The 19,408-nt window shown below is 38.7% G+C and carries 16 protein-coding genes; all 16 read right to left on the bottom strand.

The annotated features are described in order from the left end of the window. Positions 1–381: 381 nt before the first annotated feature. The gene (locus PGS38_RS16040; protein WP_270476426.1) at positions 382–1,227 is read right to left on the bottom strand and encodes a hypothetical protein; all 846 of its coding nucleotides are present in this window, start codon (positions 1,225–1,227) and stop codon (positions 382–384) included. Between the two features lie 577 nt (positions 1,228–1,804). Continuing rightward, positions 1,805–3,514, bottom strand: coding sequence for a hypothetical protein (locus PGS38_RS16035; RefSeq protein WP_270476425.1), 1,710 nt, complete (start codon positions 3,512–3,514; stop codon positions 1,805–1,807). A gap of 70 nt (positions 3,515–3,584) precedes the next feature. Next, positions 3,585–3,791, bottom strand: coding sequence for a hypothetical protein (locus PGS38_RS16030; protein ID WP_117802233.1), 207 nt, complete (start codon positions 3,789–3,791; stop codon positions 3,585–3,587). A gap of 314 nt (positions 3,792–4,105) precedes the next feature. Continuing rightward, positions 4,106–5,053, bottom strand: coding sequence for a phage tail tip lysozyme (locus PGS38_RS16025; RefSeq protein WP_117802234.1), 948 nt, complete (start codon positions 5,051–5,053; stop codon positions 4,106–4,108). An 11-nt stretch (positions 5,054–5,064) separates the two neighbouring features. Then, positions 5,065–5,874 (bottom strand): C40 family peptidase, encoded by an 810-nt coding sequence (locus PGS38_RS16020; RefSeq protein WP_117802235.1) that lies wholly within the window; start codon positions 5,872–5,874, stop codon positions 5,065–5,067. Then, positions 5,871–6,302: a hypothetical protein gene (locus PGS38_RS16015; RefSeq protein WP_117802236.1), complete on the bottom strand. Its 432-nt coding sequence runs from the start codon at positions 6,300–6,302 to the stop codon at positions 5,871–5,873. The genes PGS38_RS16020 and PGS38_RS16015 overlap by 4 nt, the downstream gene beginning before the upstream one ends. Continuing rightward, the gene (locus PGS38_RS16010) at positions 6,296–6,757 is read right to left on the bottom strand and encodes a prepilin peptidase (RefSeq protein WP_117802237.1); all 462 of its coding nucleotides are present in this window, start codon (positions 6,755–6,757) and stop codon (positions 6,296–6,298) included. The genes PGS38_RS16015 and PGS38_RS16010 overlap by 7 nt, the downstream gene beginning before the upstream one ends. Positions 6,758–6,773: 16 nt before the next feature. Further along, positions 6,774–7,661, bottom strand: a complete 888-nt coding sequence (locus tag PGS38_RS16005) for a type II secretion system F family protein (protein WP_117802238.1) — start codon at positions 7,659–7,661, stop codon at positions 6,774–6,776. A gap of 4 nt (positions 7,662–7,665) precedes the next feature. Further along, on the bottom strand, positions 7,666–8,547 hold the full coding sequence (locus PGS38_RS16000; protein ID WP_117802239.1) for a type II secretion system F family protein: 882 nt from the start codon (positions 8,545–8,547) through the stop codon (positions 7,666–7,668). Then, the gene (locus PGS38_RS15995) at positions 8,544–9,920 is read right to left on the bottom strand and encodes a CpaF family protein (RefSeq protein WP_119208435.1); all 1,377 of its coding nucleotides are present in this window, start codon (positions 9,918–9,920) and stop codon (positions 8,544–8,546) included. Before PGS38_RS15995 ends, PGS38_RS16000 begins: the two co-directional genes overlap by 4 nt. Positions 9,921–9,922: 2 nt before the next feature. Next, positions 9,923–11,686, bottom strand: a complete 1,764-nt coding sequence (locus PGS38_RS15990; protein ID WP_270476423.1) for an AAA family ATPase — start codon at positions 11,684–11,686, stop codon at positions 9,923–9,925. A 77-nt stretch (positions 11,687–11,763) separates the two neighbouring features. Then, positions 11,764–12,450 (bottom strand): RcpC/CpaB family pilus assembly protein, encoded by a 687-nt coding sequence (locus tag PGS38_RS15985; protein ID WP_117802242.1) that lies wholly within the window; start codon positions 12,448–12,450, stop codon positions 11,764–11,766. A gap of 132 nt (positions 12,451–12,582) precedes the next feature. Then, the gene (locus PGS38_RS15980) at positions 12,583–17,061 is read right to left on the bottom strand and encodes a serine-rich protein (protein WP_147343069.1); all 4,479 of its coding nucleotides are present in this window, start codon (positions 17,059–17,061) and stop codon (positions 12,583–12,585) included. Positions 17,062–17,082: 21 nt separating this feature from the next. Continuing rightward, the gene (locus tag PGS38_RS15975) at positions 17,083–17,628 is read right to left on the bottom strand and encodes a hypothetical protein (RefSeq protein ID WP_117802248.1); all 546 of its coding nucleotides are present in this window, start codon (positions 17,626–17,628) and stop codon (positions 17,083–17,085) included. A gap of 13 nt (positions 17,629–17,641) precedes the next feature. Continuing rightward, positions 17,642–17,809 carry a hypothetical protein gene (locus PGS38_RS15970; RefSeq protein ID WP_158568362.1) on the bottom strand — a complete coding sequence of 56 codons (168 nt, stop codon included), beginning with the start codon at positions 17,807–17,809 and terminating at the stop codon, positions 17,642–17,644. 130 nt (positions 17,810–17,939) lie between these two features. Next, positions 17,940–19,406, bottom strand: coding sequence for a coiled-coil domain-containing protein (locus PGS38_RS15965; RefSeq protein ID WP_117802249.1), 1,467 nt, complete (start codon positions 19,404–19,406; stop codon positions 17,940–17,942). Between the last annotated feature and the right edge of the window lie 2 nt (positions 19,407–19,408).

Here is a 19,408-nt window from a genome sequence, read left to right as displayed (position 1 = left end):
TTTTTAGGGCAACACAATCCGTCGAATTATTTTGCACTTACTATATAAGTAAGATAAAAAAGTTTCTAAAAAGGGGCTATCGGGAAATAGATAGTCCAAAACAGGGGCAGACGCAACTCGTATGAGTTACGCCTGCCCCTGAAATTTATCTCCTAAAAAGAGAGAAAGATGGCTAACGACAACCATCTTCCTCTCTGTTCCATGTTATAATGGAACTATACTAAAACAAGATTATTATAACGACTTTTTTGATTTTGGGCAAAAAGCACGAATTCTCTGGGATTGCCTCTTCCTCTCATATCAAGGGCTAAAAATCGGTATTAACCGACATCCCCCTTTTAGAAACTTTGTATAAATATGTTTGATGGATAGGTATGTTTGTTAATGGTCATCCTTATTAAAATGATAATTTTTTGCGAAACCTCTGCTGTCATAAGATCCGCCGGTAAATCCAATACCTACGCTTCCGGAAATAGGATGACCAATCGAAGCTCCCATGCTAATACTTAAACCAACAGTTTGATGAGCGTATTCAAAAAATAGCTGCTCTTTGAGAATATCATGATAATAATAAGCTTTTCTCGGAACTAAATACACAGACATCGTACCTTGAGTTGGATCACCAGAAATTTCTTCTCTTTGAGCAATACTTAAATAGCAACCAACGCCGCCTTTTTGTGCGGTTGAATAATTTGAAATGGACTGAATAGGAACCCAAAGACCTTCTAATATATATCCGCTTTCAGCAAAAAAACCTTGCATTGACAGTAACTCGCCATTCCAATTGAGAGTCATAGCATCTGTTAATTGGAGGATTGGTGAAGATAACCATTTGAAAGATGCTTCTACTGCCACTCCAACGACTAAGTTACTATCAGTACATTCATCAAACGTTGTAACAGATAATTCAAGTTTTGAATCAGGAATACCACCATAAGGTTGTACCCCATCAGAAGAATTTGTATTAGGAATAGTCACAATTTCTGTTTGGGTTCCTCCGAACTTCATGTTTTTATCTTGGAAACGATAATATAATTCATGGAGCTTATGATCTGTAATGCTATCCAAAAACTCTTGAGGTGTGCCAATATTTTTCATGTACTGAATCATGGTTTCTTTGGATACGTCGTCATTTCCATTAGTTTCGGCAAAAGCAGAAACTAATGGAAATGGAACCATCAGACTAAATGCCAGCAAAAAAGTAATAATTTTTTTGAATATCTTCATGTGATACTTTCCCTCCTTTCAGGATTATCATCTATCCTAAATCTCTGTTTTTCAATCTATCGTTTCTAAATTATCTAACAATTAAGTTCATTGGAAACACCTCCATTTTTTTGAATTTCGTGTCTTTTTCTTGAAATTATTATAATATGGATGTTATTTTTCTGCAATATGTAGTATTTCATAATAAAATTCAGCAAATTTCATTTAATTTGCTGAAAAAAAATTTTTTCCCTAAAAAGTGTAATTTTTCATATGCTCAATCGTATAGATAAGGTAATCAGGAAAATAATGGAAACGACAACTTCCATGGTTATGTTCGTGAAATAAAAGATAGCGTTTTATATTTAAATGGATCAATTAAGATGTGTTATAATCTGGCATATCAAAAACACCATAGATATTCGTTTCATTTTTTTATCAACATAATAGACTGCAAATTTAATAAGAAACAGAAGATGAAATGATGCCATAAGCAAACAATGATCTGTGTGTAGCGGCAAAAGAGTAGCGTCATATTACGTTCATGTTTTGAAAAAGTTCCCCTCTGGGAATTTTCTCACGGGGGCAATCTGTTTACTCATTCAGTTCTATTGGTTGACGGGCTGACCGTTTCCACTTTTCCCAGATTGTTGACATGGATTCGAAATACATCACCAGTGGCAACATAACCTGTTTTTGTAACTGTGTCCAAACTCAAGGACTTATTTGTTCCATTTTCGACCGTCTGTTCGTTGAAATAAATAAGACCATTCGTAACTGGATCGAAGAGATATTCGCATATATCATATTTCACACTGGTTCCAACTGTGTAAGTTACTTTTTGATATGCTGTAACAGTATATTCACCTGGATTCATTGTCGAAAAATCAAATTGATGTTTTGGATCATCCGTTTGAACAACCACTTTAGATCCTCCATCCTTTTCCACTACCCACCGTCTGACATTCGACTTATAATTTGTCTTCAATATAACATTTTTTCTTATACTGTCAACATGAATATCTTTGATATAGGCCAGGGTACAATAATTATTCATTGCATTGCTGCCAGAAAATCTGGAGAATAGTTCATATGTATCCGTTATTGTGTAAAATGCATTCATGCCTCCATCTACAAGGTCATCACGCACTCCCGGCATTGTCGTAGTAGAGCCATCTTTGTAGTCTGGAATCTGCGTAACGGAGGAAATATTGTCAGAAGAAGAACTATTGCTTCCAGTGTTGGAACTATTCTTGTCTGAGCCGCTACTATTATTACCATTATTTGAAGTTCCGGTACTATTATTTGATGAATTTGTGTTCGAGTTTTGGTTTAGACTAGAACCTTCTATCAGTTTAAAAGGTGGATCTTTCTTATTCTGAAATATCAGCAAATAATTTCTACCATCTTGTTGAATCAGTTTCGTAAGAAATTGATCGTCTGAAAATGAAAATCCCATTTTCTTTGCAATAGCATCCATAACCTGCCGAAGCAGAATGTCGTCTGCACTATTTCCTGTAAGATAAGAGCTATTTTGATTGTCTCCCTTATTACTATCTGATCCGTTCTGACCATTTGTATTCTTATCCGTTGAATCTTCAGCATTGCTTGAAGATTCCGAATCTTGCCCTTTATTTCCATTTTCTTGATCTGTCTGTAGACTTTTCTCATATGTGGCTAATAAGCCATCTGACGGCGCATCTGACGCACTGACAATCAAGGATAAATCTCCATTTTTATCCAGAAGCGCAATTTTCCCGCCGCCATCTTCTATTGTAGGTTCACTAAAGCTCTTCTTTGGCATGTGCATATTATCGAAAATCGGATTAGTGACAGAACTAATAACATCAAAATCCTGACGATTATTATCCTTATTTAAAACGGACTCAAAGTCTTTTAAATAATCCAAAATCTGATCAATTTGATCTTTCTTGACATCAACGGTTCCATAAGAATACCCAATATCCTTGATGGACGAATTTGGACTGTGAAATATTCCGTTTTCGTCCGCATTTTTCCTGATCTCCGTTAAAATTGAACGTAATTCATAATTCAATTTCTTCTTTGCGTCCATTGCTTTCAACTGCGCTTCTGTGTAATGTACAGTTGTATCACCCCCAGATGTTGTATCTGAAGAATCCTCTTGACCGTTGGTCGTTTCTTTGTCACTTCCGTCTGATTTTATGGTCGTTTTATCGCCAACATTGGTTGTGACATCTTGGGTATCAGCATAGGTTGATATAGGTGTCCCCAATGATGTACATATCGCCAATATTCCTAACCATATTTGGATTTTTTTTCTCTGCATATAGTATTCCTCCCAAATAAGACCATAGCTCACAGCGATTTTACTGGAACTATGGTCTTGTTGTGCCAAATCAAGAATCAGAATTCGCATCTCTGAGGATGCCCTGCATCTCGGTGTTTGCATTATCATTGGCTTTACTGATGTTCTCACGAACCGTGTTCATCAACTTCGTCATTACACCGATTAATCCTACTGTGATTACGACAACAATAGCAAGCTGCAACAATTCCATTCCGGATTCATCTGTAAGAAACTGTTTGACATATTTTTTAAACATGATAGTGCCTCCTTTCCAATCTATATGTCTGTCTATAGTATTGTGAAAGAAGAAAAAAATAAAATTATACTGGATTTTTTTGTACGTGAATCCTTTCTCCAGTTTTTTCTCAATACTATATAAGAAGAATTATGCGCAAAAAAATAAAACGTATTAAAAGCTGTTGGCGCAGCAATTTAATACGTTTTATCAGCGGCTATTCACATTCCTCAACCAAAATAATTATAGCGTATTCTTTCCAAAGGTGCAATTCGTAAATTACATAAAAGTGAATTGTTCTATTAGATACACGATATCTGTTTGTCCATCTTCAATTACTTTAATAATTGTTGATAATATAATAATGCAGCTGAAGCACGTTTACCTTTTTCACGCTCTATATCGGCCGGTTTTTCATATTGTGTCAAAAAAGCAATGGATGCGGCTTCCACATCCTGTATGGATTTTAGGGTATTAAGTAATGCAGGCTCATACTGCTGCAAATACGCCATCAGAGAATCCAATTGTCCTTTTAAATCTCCGATACTCTTTCCTTTATCTATTGTATAGCGGCACAGATACTCCTTAATCGTTGGATCTGTAAACTGGACAATTCCATATCCATATCTTCCACCGGAATAGAGTCCGAATCTGGAGCTGCTAATAACCTCTGCTCTTGATATTTCACCGGAATCTACCATTTGTGTATACATTTGACCCGTAATCCTTGTCCTTCTAACGGCCCGTTCTTCCAACAAGGTAGGATCTAAGTTTGTACTGGATTCATTCGCCATATTTCCAAGTATACCGGCTACTCCTGCTGGTGTAATCCCATGTGACAGAAGATAGTTCCATATTTTCTCGGCATTCCCATTTCCAACTAATTCGTCAGAATCTTCTATAGTAACCATATGTACAATGCTTCGTTCACCGGACAAAAACGGAGACATTGTTTTTACGTAAGCGGATACGGTTATAATAACTTGATTTCCAGTAACCCATTTATTACAATTTGAATCTGCATATTCAAGTGCAACCTTGATATCCGATATATTCTGATTTTCAATCGACGCTTGTGCCACTTCCAGTGATAGTTTTTCGGCGTTTGTTTTTGTGGCACACACCGCTACAGCCCTGGATGATGATACTATGGCTTTTGACAGATTATTCATTGAGAAATTGATCTGCATCACCGCAATTATCAATATCACCATCGAAGTGATAAACACACTCATAAACGCAGCTGCGAGAAATTCTCCATTTCCTGCTCTTAATCTTTCCATTACTTATTCCTCTAATCTGTTGTGAATCTTCGAATTGCAAGAATTGGGCGACAATCTGCGCTTCGATCATGTGTTATTCCCGCTGTTTCATTTTTCGCCTCCACAATCATACCATTTCCATCATAAATTGCGACATGTCCAGCATAGCATAAGACATCGCCAGCTTTTGCGTGCGCCAAATCTGCGACAGGCTGACCTAAAGATCTCCACTCACCTGATGTCGCATATGGACCATTGTATACTCCACAATGCGTAAGACACTGCCATACAAAATGCGAACAGTCAATACCATTCGTAAGTGAATTTCCTCCCCAAACATAGGGATTTCCTACCCATTGTAGCGCAAATTGCACGATAGTTGTTCCCTGTGCTGTCGCACCAGTACCATAACTATTCGAAGAAATAAATTCTGTTGTCGCTGTTTTTTGAATTTGATATTTTGTATTATTCTGATCCCAATGAATGGATGCCAAACTGGGTAAATACCACTGCCCTACAGATAATGTAACTCTGATCTTGTTCTTTTCAAATGCATCGGCATCCATTTGTAAGTCAACAATATCTATATTTGTTTTTGACTGCAATAATTTTTTAAGTTTCTCAGCTTGCGTATATGCTTCCTGATAGGACGCGCCATCATTTTGAATCATATATATTGCCACTCCATCAGAGATGGAATCTACTGCATTTTGAGCCTTTAGCGCCATCTGACGGATTGCATATGTCTGAATAACGCCAATGACCAGAGCGTAGATAAGTAACAGCATAAAGCAGCCATAGATAAAAACCCCATTGCCTCGTCGTAAACGCTTCAGTTTCAAGAACTTTCACCCCCGTTTTCAATCATCATGATGCAGCGGACTGTTTTCGGCTTTTTAAACCATTGTGTAAATCCATGTACATCTGCAGTTACAGTCACTTGAATAAATTTTCCTTTTTTCCAGACATGATCTTTACTTTCATAGCCTGGTGTATAATCGACCGTTGCCTGAATTGATGAATGATCAATGACCCGAGTTTCGCGTTCCAGATAGTATTCCGCAGCATCCTGCACTCGCTCCTGTGCCTGTTCCAGTGAGTCGCAGATTACAACCTGCCTTCCGACACTCAAGATACATTCTTCCATCACGTTTTCGGCATTATTAAGGATCAATGAGTTTAGGATGATGATATAAAAAATCGTAAGGAATAGGATTGAGATGCTGTAGCCGATAAACTCTCCCGCCCCCTTCCGAAATCGTTTTAACATACGTGAAGGCTCCTCAAAATACCATATAATACGCACGAGGCAAAAATGAACGGGGCAAAGGGAAACTCCTTCTGTTCAAATACCTGTACATTTTTTAATGACAACTGTCGTAAGGTTAATTTTATTGTCTGCTTCGAACCGGGTACAAAAAACCATGCATATCCCAATAATAGTATAGCTGCGCCAACAATGATGAAACAGCTACGGGAAAATCCCACAAATGCTACAATTGCCATCCATAATTTGAGATCTCCCATACCCATAAGCTGAAACATTCCAAAAAGAAATACAAATACTATACCAATACACCGGATTAAAATTGTCTTTGGCTCCTGGCATAAAAACAATCCGCAAAAAATGCCTGTTGCAATTACGAGGTTAGGGATTTTTCTGTATTCCAGATCAAATACGGCTGCAACACCGCTTAAAACAATGAGTAGTATTTCTGCTATCATATGTATTTCCTTCCTTTCAAAAAAGTGTTCCTGTTAATTCTGATAGTATTGGAATTATTAAGAATACGATCATCGGCATAAGCTGGAAAATAGCCATCGGCAGTAAAATTGTATTTGTAACCTTTCCAGCTCTTTCTTTAACCGCCAGTACATGGGTTTCCCTAATATCTTCCGCTTTTCGGGATACGGTTGCTGCAATCGAAACACCTTTGGTATAAGAAGTCGAAACGTTAAGAACAAAATCACTTAATGTTTCTTCATCATATCGCGCTGCGACATCTTCCATGGCCTGCTGCCAGCCGGAGGCTCCCATTTGTGATTCACTAAGCGCCCTCAGAAATTCTGTTGAAATTAATGATGGAAATTTCTCACAAATAACCAGCATTGCATTTTCAATAGGCATTCCGATCTGCAGTTCTGCTTGAAGCAGATCCAGAAATCGTGGCAATTCATCTGCTATTTGAGCTTTCATAGATTCCGCCTTTGCATTTAGGGTCATTTGTTCATAGCCAACTAGAATAAAAAATCCCAAAATCCCGCAAGGCATAAAGTACATGGACGATACAATGGATAACACTCCACAAATCGTAAGCAAAATAATTGCATATGTATATCTCATTACCATACGCTTCATATCTGGTTGTTTTCTTACTAAACTGCAACTCTGATAATATTTCTCCGTTTTTATTCCAAATTTATTTGCTACAGTATCTGGCTTTTCATATCCGTAAATTGCACTATACATTTTTGAGTCAAAATCATGGAATAGCCAATCGTCCGGGTGTTCGCTGGCATAACGAGTCCCTTTATGTTCCAAATTATAGAAGATCGCTGATATAAAAATAATAAAAAGAAAAATAGCTATCCCCAGTAAAATAGAAATAGAAAGTGCATCAAATTCCATAAAATCACACCCCTTTCTGTACTCGTTTAAGTGTTTTATGGTTGATGATAGATCCTACAAATGGCATACACAAGATTATCACAAACATCAAAATATGAATAGAGTCTTGAAAATAAGTGTCAATATAGGATGGACTGGTAATGCAAAAGTACAAAATAGTACCAGGTGCAATAAAATCAAACATCCAAACCATCGCACTTGTTGCAGCAAAAATACTTTTAATTTCCCTGCGCATCATAATTCTTTCTTCAATGTTTTTAGCAATGGACAACACCACATCTGCTTCGTGTCCACCAACTGTATCTTGTACAGCAATTGCAAGTGCAACATCTTGTGCATCTTCATTACCACAATCATCCGCCATTCTTTGAAAAGCTTCCGATACAGGAAGCCCCATTTGGAGATCAGCTGACAACTTAGCAAAACATTTTTGCATTGACGGATGGACAAATTTACATTGAGCAACATCTTCTACTGCTCTTGCAATGCTTAACCCCGCTCTTAGAGAAGATCCCATCTGGTTTAAAGCTCTGGCATAACGCTCCTCATATTTTTTCTGTGTGCTATTTCGAATTATCATAAGAAGAATGTCCGGGATCAGAAATCCCATAAATGCCATCAAGATAGAAAAAAGGCCATTTTGAGAGAAGAAATATACAAATGCGCCTACCGCCAATGGCGAAATGCCCAAAATTAGCAAATATGTACTAATAGCCATCCGAGAACCTGATTTTTTTATCACGCGTTCCCGATCTTTTAGGAATACGGTAATGAAATCATCACCTACATTGACGCGACTTTCCGAGCAGTGAACTTTCGCAATAAAAAAAAGCGAAAATAACATAATGGAAGAGCAAAATAATGCGATAACAATAGAAAGACTCACGCCTTAATTTCCTCCTTTGGTACATTAATCTGAAAAATGGTTTCGTCTACGGAAATACCATGGTCCCTAATTTTCCTAATAGCAGTCTTAGGAACGTTACCAGTTGCATGAAAGATTTTTTTCTGTCGATCATACAAAAAAATATCATTAAGTCGTAATTTTCCAGAGTTTTCCAGTCCATCAACCTCTGTTATTGCTGTTATTTTCCTGCTGCCATCAGGAAAGCGTGATAGCTGTACAATTATCTGAACAGCTTCCGCAATTTGCAATGCTATAGATTTTTCGGAAAAATCTGCATTCTTATCGTAGGAGTACAAGATCGGAATTCGCACATCACACATGTTTCTGGGGCTGTTTGCATGTATGGTACTCATACTCCCTTCATGACCAGTTGACATAGCAGAAACCAGATCTATGATGGATTCATCACGTACTTCACCTAAAATAATCCGATCTGGACGTTGACGCAAAGCAGCTTTAACGAGCGATTTCTGGTCAACCATTTCCATATCCTTTGTGCTTGAAAGCCGAACCTCCATTCTTCGGACATTTTTCTGCTGCAATTTTAATTCCAAGGTATCTTCTATCGTAATAATCAGATCATTTTCTGCAATATAAGACGATAGCATATTCAGCATTGTGGTTTTTCCTGTACCAGTACCACCAGAGACAAAAATATTTAATCTTCCCTTCACACAGAGTGTCAAAAAGTACAGCATCTGTCTATTCATAGATCCCATTCTTACGTAGTCCGCCCCAGTAAGTGCAGATTGTGAAAATTTACGGATTGTAAGTGTTGCGCCATCCGGGGAAACCGGTGGAATGGTTGCATTTACACGGCTTCCGTCCTGAAGCCGTGCATCTACAATTGGATGACCAATATTTATCTGGCGATTTACCTTTTGGACAATTCGCTTGATGATGGTCTGAAGGTGAGCCTCGCTATTAAAAATAGTCGGAACTGGTTCTACTTTTCCATGACGCTCGACTACTATATTGTCATATCGTTGTACAACAATTTCTGTAACTTCGGGATCTTGCAGATATTCTTCAATAGGACCATTGCCCAGAACCATCATTCCGACCGTTTTTTCAATGCGTTTCTGAACTTCAAAGGTAACTTGCAGCTTTTCACATTCGGCTGCGATTGCCCTCCTGATAGGTGCATCCAGATCATCCAAGTTTTTTGTAATCAGATCCTCGGAAAACTGTTCAGAAATAATCTTAATAACATCTGTAGCATAGTCCTGTTCTTCTTTTGTTGGCTGCACATGTTCAGATCCAACTTTTTCAATAATGCGTTGTTTTTCATTCTCCTTTTTCTGATACTGTTCCTTCATCAGTGTCGGAGAAGAAGACTGTGAAAATGACATATCTATCCTCGCTTTCCAAACAACCGTGCAAACAATCCTTTCTTTTCCGGTTGTTCAAGAGCATGCTCTTCATCAACAATTTGGGATACGATCTTTCCAATACTTTTCGTAAAATCGTTATTAGGGCTATATACAAGCGGTTCTCCATTATTGCTCGCGCGTCGAATATCATTTGTATCTTTGATAAGTGCAATGCATGGATAGGGCTTATTTGTCAACGGATTAATAAATGTTTCTTCCAGCTCATCCGTTCCCAACCCTACTGATTTTTTAGATTGTACTTTGTTGATGATGAGGCCGATTTTATTCATATCAAAATGCAGGGCATCCAACATTTTTAACAGCGAATTATTGCAGTTGGCGGTATTGAAGTTCTGCGTAAGTACAAGAAATACCTGATCTGCTTTGAGAAGCGTCATATAAGACGAATCTCGGGTGTTGTTTCCCGTATCGCAAATAACAAAATCGAAGCCTCCGTTTTCAACAATGTTATTCAGCATAATTTCAAGTTCTTCACCTGAAATATCCATACTGTCTTCATTCGAGGTCGGTGCCAGGAGTGCATACAGTCCGGATGCTTCATTCTTCTGCAGAAATCGTTCGATCTGTGTAGCAGAATACTGAATCGAATTCAACTGCTCTTTCGTGTGGCGGCCACGCTTGTTTACAGGCATGCGTTCCAATTGCCCACGAATTTCGTCAGCCCATAAGGTCATGCACGCTTTATTTGGATCATACAGCAAGGTTCCCATAACATCCCCAAAGTCAATGTTATAATCGACAATGCAGACCTTAAATTTATCGCGGCCATGCTCCGTAAGCGCAAGGTATGATGCCAATTCGCAAGAAATTGTTGTTTTTCCAACGCCGCCTTTCGCGGAATACACAGTAATTATTTTGGCACGTTTTTTGGTATCTCCAACTTCCTGACTTATCTGTTTTTCAAGCATTGACTCCTGTTTCTTCTTCTCTTCTTCTTTTCGTTTCTGTTCGGCAATTTTTTCCTGTTCCCGAACTTTCGCCATCCTGCTCCGTAAGTCAAGTGTATAATCATCCTCTTCCTGATTCGAATCATCTGTATCGTCTTCCATGACAGGCGTTTTCCTTGATGCCGGTATTTCCTGATAATATCTGGTATTTTCGGCATTCCGAGCTATTGGTTCAGAATATTGAACTTGAGAAGGGCGTTTTACACGAGCAGGTTCTCTTGATTCGATAATATCTTCGCCTTCATCCTCCTCTTCGTACTGTACTGCACCAGTATAGATATCATCAGATAATACAGATTTTTTCTGGGCAATAGAATCTTTTCTATTGTCAGGCACACGTTCTGGACGATTGTCCCGAAAGCTTTCCGAATTTACCGATGGCATTCTGGATGTAGAAAGTGTTTTTTCGCGGGAATTTTTAACTTTGCTTCTATCCGGTTGAATTGTGATAACTGAATTATTATGGATAGCATCAATAAGTTGTGATGCCGACTTTACAATGCCATAACAGGAGATTCCTTTTTCAGCAGCAAGTTTTAATGTATCTACATTTCTGGCATAACATGTAACAGGAATATTATAATCCCAATCTGGATAATACTGCAGAATATCCGCATTCAATACAATTCTATCCGGCGAAAACATTTTAAGCTTTGCCTGTGTCTCATTGACATTATTCAACGTAATGATTTCTGTTTCAAAATCATCACTCAAAATCATTCGACTTTCAATATCCGTTGTGAAAGAATAATTCTGGTCAATTAATAATATTTTCATCTGTAAATAGCTCCTGTTAAGAGGTAGCTTCTCCTTTCTATAATGTATCAACTGCCCAAATGGGCAGTTGATATGTATTATTTGTTTGGATTATATGTAGGTGTTTCCTCATCCGTATATTGATAATCGGTACTATCAACAACAGCCAGATTCAATGTACTATTATTCTGTGCATTAATCAGTTTTAAGGATTGTTCTGCGTCTACTTCTATTGTGGCTGATGTTAATGTTCCTTTTTCGCTTCGTTCTACGGCGATAACGCTCATGTTTTGAAACAATAATGTTGTTCCTACGCTATCATCATAACCTGTGGCATATATGTTAATATGCGACCCTTCCCTAATGCCATCGGCAGCCCCTGTCACAGAATCCAATGGAATTGTTACCGCTATCATTCCAGCATGAATATTTTTTTCAATGTCTGATCCACCATTCACAAAAAGTTCTGAACGTGTCAATGGCATACCTTCTGCCACATCCATGCGAAGGTGATCACCGGAATTTAACACTTCTGTCAACTCTGATCCAGTGATGAATCTTGATTTTACATCTGCCGTTTTACCAGCCGTAACAATTTTGGAATCGCAACGAATAGGAGTAAGCATCTTTTCTGTCAATGCCGTACCTGATTCGTAATTCGAGTTAAAGACATATACGGTTGTCTTTTGTGGTGTCAAATAGAGGTATAACGAAACACCACCTGCTGCCGCTACCAAAATAGCGATAATAAGGATAATAAGGATTTTTCTGTTTTTTGAATTCATGTTGGTTCCTCCTTCTCTTATAGTATTGTAAAAAAAATTTTAATAAGTGAAAAAATATCCTGAACAGGAATCACTGCTCAGGATATTTAGGTTTTGTTGCATTCCCCATCTCTGCTTTTTCTATAGGAAACATCAAGCTGACATAATCGTTTTCGCCTTTTTCTGAATCAGGATCTCATCAAGCTCGATATTAGATGGTGGATTAATGTTCAATCTGCTGATCTGTACAAGAATGGGTTCCGCATCTTTAAAGTCAAACGTTCTCGAGGTTTGGCAAACAAACCATCCGGTAGGACTTCTTGGAAACCATTTGACCAGATCACGATCGTCAATGCGTTCTTCACGGCCAACCGTTCGTACGACAACATTAATATCATCTGTCCGTTTGAGTCGCCCAGCAAATACAAGTCCGCTATTAGCAATAACTGAAGATGGCATATCTGCTATTTTCTGCGTGATTGCAAAAATAAACAATCCATATCCGGCAGACTGATCCAAAATCTGTTCAAATTCGGATTGTCCGGACATGCCAAAATTTTGTCCGCCGCCAGTACCTGCACAATCATTTCCAGTTAATACTTCGTTGGCTTCTTCCAATACAAGAACAGTTTCGTATTGATCATCTGCCAAATATCCGCCTTCATGCGCTAATGCAAACTTAAAGAATCCACTTGTAATAACACCAAAGATGAAATTTTTGAACGTGTTTTCAAGACCTTTCGACTCTAAAACAGTAACCTCATCAGCTCCTATCAAATCATCAATAGCAATGCCTTCTGAGCTGCCGTACAGCTTGGATTCGATGGAATATTCTCTTGAGAAGCAGGAAAGACGCTCTATCAATCGTGCATATGCATCTTTCGTGTCGTTTCCTGATTTTCCTGCCCCTGTGAGTTTGTCTCGCTTTTCCTCCATTCTACGGTATATAGACTGAAAATTAACTCTTGATGATAATTCAGCCACTAAATCCTTACTTTCGCTATCCGATCCTGAAACATCGAATACTCCATTTTCCTTATACAGTTCGTAAACAACGTCTGCAATCATTTGCTTTCCACGCTCTAATAATCCATAAGCCCGGCAATAAATATCAATAACTCCGTCTATCCAAACCTGCGGATTAACACCATGAGGCACTTTCCAAGGATTAATATGAATTGGGTTAAAATTAGGATTTCCCATAGAATAGAAGTTAAAGCGTTCTGGTTCCACAAAACGTGCCAAGGTACGCCAATCCTGTTTCGGGTCCATAACAACAATTCGTAATCTCTTTCCTGTCTTTTTTCGCCGGATTTTTGATAATTCCGCGATAAAACGCATAGCTGCCACAGTTTTTCCTGACCGCGATGCTCCTGTAAAAAATCCATGCATTAAATTGTTTTCATCGATTCTATAGTCAAATGCTGTTCGATAACCATGCTCAAAAGTAAAACGTTCTGGATTAAGAATGGTTCCCATATATATGTCTCCCTGCATACGTGCTGGAACTGAGAATTTAGGAACATCTTGTACAATCGAAAATACGCCTCCTTCTGAGACACGCGGCAGATGCGTGTATGCAACATATTCTTCCGGGAGCAGGACTGTACAGTATTTATACTCTTCTGCTCCAAATACATTTTCTCTGGTTACGTCTGCAGAAAAGGCTGAAAAGTGATATAACAAATGTTTTTGCTCTGTCTCAGTTAAGTCAAGAACTTGAACTGGGTTTACCATCGCATACTCGTTTTGCCATGTTGACTTTGCAACTGCCTGTGCGGTGGAAAGAGCGTCCAAACTCGGACACGCAATGTATACATATGTATAAAAAGCTCCCTGTCCGCGCAATGCTTTTTTTATACGCTCATTTTGATATTCCATCAATTCAAGCAGATCTTTGACTCCCTGATCCAGCCATTGATATGATTTGCTGTATCCAATAGATGGTCCCAAGCCCATAGAACTACTGGTTCCCATAGAAGATGTTCCGGTTGTTCCGTTGCTGGTTCCTTGTGAAGACCCATTGGAAGTTGTATAGCTGTTTCCATTGGACACGCTTTCTGTATTTCCAACGTTTTGTCCATATCCTGTGGAAGCTGACTGTGACACAGAATTTGTGAGTGTCTGTCCTACCGATTTGCCAAACGTCTCACTCTGACCAACAGATTCAGATTGTCCATAGTTTTGAGACTGCGAGTAGCTTTCGGATTGTCCATAGTTCTGACCATAGCTTACACTATCAGATATTCCATAATTCTGTCCTACATTCTGGCTTACGGATTGGCCATAATTTTGACCATAATTTACACCACTGGATATTCCGTAATTTTGTCCAAAATTCTGACTCTGCGATTGTCCAAAATTCTGACTCATGCTGGTACTATCTGATTGTCCAACATTCTGTGATGCGCTGATACCAGTTGATACTCCATGACCATAAGACATTCCCATGCTATCCGAAACACCGACAGAATTACTAATGCTACTGCTTTGTCCATATCCATAAGACTGCGATAAGCCCGCACTTTCCGATATACCATGGCTTACGGATTGGCTTACACCATTTCCGATGCTGTAAGAATCGCTGACTGATTGATTAGCTCCCCAGCCTTGGCTGATGCTCTGACCAATATTAGTTCCATAACTTTCATTGGCTCCATAGCTGCCGCTAATGCCCGCAGAACTGCCATATGACAAAGACGCTCCTTGAGATGTACTTTGTCCATGTGAGACTCCGCTGCTCATAGAGGAACCAGAGGATGTCCCAAAGCTTGTACCATGGCTTTGTCCAACGCTATTGCTGATGCCATTGGATGATGATTCTCCAAATGACGCTGAATCGCTGCTGCTACCGGAAATAGACGCATTTCCACTGGCTGTTCCAAACGGAAGCCCCAATGAACCGCCAAAATTGCCGCCAAATGTTGAACTATGTCCTGCTGAAGATGATTGTCCGTAGTTAGCAGAACTTCCATGGCTGCTATTAACACCTTCACTCATACCAAATGAGGATGAGGATGAGACTCCCTGACTCAAACTTGAAGATGAAGATTGTCCAAAGGAAGCAGATTGTCCCCGATTCATACTCTGGCCTTGGCTCCAGCCATAGGATTGACTATTCCCAACGCTATGTGATTGCGAAGTATTTTGGCCATAACTCATATTATAGCTATTTCCTTGCGATACCGAATGTCCCTGAGAAATATTGGTGCTTTGGGAAATCCCTTGATTCTGAGAGGTTCCATAGCTATGAGAAATTCCTTGATTGAAAGATTGGGATTGTCCCTGAGAAATTCCTGTATTCTGGCTTACGCCATGATTCACAGAAGTTCCAACGTTTGTCGATTCATTTTGCGATACGCCAAAGGAAGATCCCGATGAAGTTCCATGACTCTGCCCAAAAGAAGTTCCGCTTGAAGTTCCATGACTCTGCCCAAAGGAGGTTCCACTCGATGACCCTTGGCTCTGTCCAAAGGAGGACCCATTTGAAACCCCTTGGCTCTGCCCAAAAGATACTCCGGAAGAAGTTCCGTGCGACTGATTTATGGAAAATCCGCTGCTCTGCCCAATTGAGTGACCAAAGGTCTGACCAAAGCTTACCCCCTGTGTATGTGATACTCCTTGAGAGTAGGAATTAGAAATAGACTGTCCCTGACTCTGCCCCATAGATTGTCCATAAGTCTGAGATAATGACTGTCCCACAGACTGTCCTTGGGATGTCGTAAAAGACTCTCCTCGTGCATAACTTACTGTATTGGCATCCGTATATGCTTTGCTCCATCCCTGACTTTGGGATGCATTAGCCATATACATCATCGGGATTGACAAATTTAGGTTTAAGGATTTCGTTCCCTGCAGTTGTCCATACCAATCTGTCATTTCAACCTGAGATTGGCGCTGCCAGCTCATCAATGTATCTGTATGTACAGGAGTTGAAAGGATTTCCAGAACGTACTCATAATCTGCCATACCTGTAATAATTTCTTCCAAGGTACCTTGTGAATCTGGGTTTACATTAGATCCGCCCATTCCTTTATTTCCGGCATCCTCCCCAGCTTTATTTGCTTTGGGAATACCGCGGACTACGGTGAGGTAATCCATATTGTACATCTTTTCCCTCAACCATTCGGTTTCTTCGGCATTTGCACATCGCATCTCTAATACCCGAAAAGTTCCCTGCATTGATCCGACAAAGCCAAGGAATCCGTGTTTTGCCTTTTCTTTTGCTTTGTTGATCGTAGACGCTACACCTTGAATTCCATAGATGTATAGCAATCCAACCGCTACTGGTTTTAGTACATTGGCGATAATTGTAATTAAGTTGGCATTCTGCTGATTGACTGCAGTTAATACTTGTTCCTGCATATCCATTAGTGCTGTTGACTGTTTGGCATCCGCCGGCAGCCGGATTACTCGTGCCATTTTTATAGCCTTATAGCAATGGATACGTTCGCCAGTAGATGGATTCATAACTTCCATCTCATAACACAGATATTGCAGATTGCGTTTTTCTGGATCTTTCGAGGAGTTTTCATCATATTCAGCCCACGAATCCAGAATGCGAAAGTCATCTGTCGGAAGAGTCTCTGTAACCGGATGTAATATTTGCTTGATTTGGAATAGTGAAAGCACATTTTCACCTCATTTCTCATTTTATAAAATATTGCTGTTGCTTCGCCCTCCATTTCGAAGGCCACGCTTTTGTGCAAAGGTTTTTGCCAATGTCTGTTGCTTTTTAAACTGAAATAATCGTTTCAGTTGATATCCAATCTCGCCAAGAGGAACTAAAACGCCAGTAAACCACATCATCGTCTGTAAATACCCAGGAATAGCATTTCCTGTTGATGTCGGAATGGCTTGTTCGAAAGATGCTGCTATCATTTCCGATGAGACTCCAGACACAACGCTTAATACTGCGTGAACCGTAATCAACGTGCCATAATATGTCGCGCATACAATTAACATGTGGTTTAGAGCATCCTTTCTCTGACTAGGCATTAAAAGCGCGACTAAAACACCAACATCCCACATAGCGCCCGATAATGGACAAATCAATTTTTTTCCGAACTCACCAAACATGTTGATCGTAAATAATCCAAGACAAAACACTGCTATCGGGAAAGCAATTGCTTTCAAGATATGCACTGCTTCATTTCTCGTCATGTTTTGGCGATATACGATTTCGTTATCGTTACGCATAACGTGCCTCCTTTCAAATCACTCCATGTTCATCTCTGGCAGCAATGTCATATTCTTCTTTGAGCAGCAATAATATGGTTCCAAGGACTCCAAACACCAATAAAAAGGAAAATCCATTACTACTCAACAAATACAAAAAATTGCTAACAGCATTTTGATTAAATGCTAAAAATGATTTCACGTAGTTCACCTCCCAGTTAAAAAGTTCTTTAACAATAGAATTAAAAAAAAGGGAAAAAATAAAAGAGCCTTGTAGTCAGCATGCTTTTCATGACTACAAGACTCCTTCTCGACTCTTTAGGCTCAAATATTTAATTTACTTCTGGGATTTCACGCTTAGAAAGATTGTATACAAAATGCCAACTTGAATCCTCTAACAGATTCACATCTTTTATAATTGCAGCAGATGTTACACGTATTTTTACGTAATTCAGTGCTTCAATTCCTTTATTATCGATCCACTTGCGTACCTGTGAATTAATAATCTCTTCCCCTTTACGATTTGGAACAATAAAGTTCAATGTATTGGTGAAATTCAACATTTTATTGCATTTTCCATTAAAATTTGTCTGGGTATGATTTCCACATTCATACTCAATGTACATTTGTTTGCCATCTAGTGTAGTGCAGATAATATCTGGAATATATGACATACCTTCGCGTATTTTTAATGGATGTTTACGGTTCCATATATTCACATTACGAAATCGTTCATTTTCTTTAAGAATTTCTGCTGTCAAAAAGATTCCATATCCATGAACAAGATTGTCATGTTCTGCAATTAATTTTTCAGCCATAGACATAATTGGCTTCTCTTGAAATAAAATTTCAAAAATTCGGCTTCCCTTTATTGAAAAATAAAAAAAACTGATTGTGGTTTTGACTTTCACCTTTTCTTCTTGTAAAATTTGACATCCAACTAAAAACTTTAACGAACTCCTTGTCTTTCCGTTTGTAATTTCCGGCATTTCTTTTGAAATTTCAGTATAAATATCACTGTAAAGAGAATATCCTTTTGTCCCAATAATACGAATTAACATTTTATCCTCATCAGATAATTGTTTTAACGTATCGTCATAATCTTCCAATGCATACTTATTGGCGCGTTCCTTCCGCTTACTTTTAGCAGCTTGAAATGTCCTTCTATGATCAGTTCCAGGAATAGAACTGCTCATAAGTTTTTTTCGAATCAATTCATCCTCCATATCCTCTGCATCGACGACAACATCCATTTCTTCATTAATTACCGGATCATTTGCTTCCGTTTCAATCAATTCAATTTTCCCGCTTGCCACTTTCTCTTGCATTTTAGGTGATAACTTAGTCATCATTTCTTCTTTTTCTTTGACTTCATTACACCTTTTTTCCAATTCCTCCATTGTCAGAGTTCTAGCAGTTGGCTCTTCAAGTAATTTTTGTATCTGCAGTTTCAAACTTTCTATTTGATTTCCGCGTTCTTCACATAAATCTGCCATTCTCTCCAAAATATCTTTCCGGGCGCTGATATATACATGAAATGCACTTTTGCTTTTCCGGATAAGCTCCAATAACTCGATTTTATCCCAAGAATATTCAATTCCAAGTTTCATTTCTTTAGGATCTTTGGCAAGTATATCTTCGCATAATTCCCGAACATTCTTTTCTACAACATCAAATTTAGATAATAATTGTTGGTTCTTCTCTTGAGAATTTTTCAGCTGTTCTTTCAAATCTCTTGTCTGTGCCAGAAGAATGTTATATTTATTTAATAGTGTATCAAATGATTTATCTGATCCCATGA

The organism is Fusicatenibacter saccharivorans (assembly GCF_027667425.1).
In the GTDB taxonomy this organism is placed as follows: Bacteria; Bacillota; Clostridia; order Lachnospirales; family Lachnospiraceae; genus Fusicatenibacter; species Fusicatenibacter saccharivorans.
Note: the sequence above shows the minus strand (reverse complement) of the source record. Positions and strands in the feature narration are given on the sequence as shown.